The organism is Erythrobacter sp. HI0063, assembly GCF_001635685.1.
Lineage (GTDB): Bacteria > Pseudomonadota > Alphaproteobacteria > Sphingomonadales > Sphingomonadaceae > Qipengyuania.
This window is the reverse complement of sequence record NZ_LWFF01000270.1, coordinates 1-263: the sequence shown is the minus strand read 5'-3', so window position 1 is coordinate 263 and position 263 is coordinate 1. Positions and strand designations below refer to the sequence as shown.

1 protein-coding gene is annotated in these 263 nt (G+C 59.7%); it reads right to left on the bottom strand.

Annotation, left to right across the window (positions count from 1 at the left end):
• A partial coding sequence (locus A3736_RS08565) for an efflux RND transporter permease subunit (protein ID WP_156502054.1) occupies positions 1-151 on the bottom strand: 151 nt, incomplete at its 3' end.
• Positions 152-263 lie beyond the last annotated feature (112 nt).

Genomic DNA, 263 nt, shown 5'->3' with positions numbered 1-263 from the left:
TGTTGATCTGCACCTGTACATTGGTGATATCGGGCACGGCATCGATGGGCAGGCGCAGCAAATTCACCACGCCATAGATTGCCACACCGAGCGTCAGTACGACCATCGCCCAGCGAAAGCGCACGGCGACGTCGAGGATCATGCCGATCAGGCCATGGCGGTGGGAGCGATCCGCGTCCTGCATGTGATCAGTGTCCATGCTCGGCCTCCTCCTTCTCGAGTTCAGCCTTCAGCAAAAAGGCATTGGCGGTGGCGATCCGCCA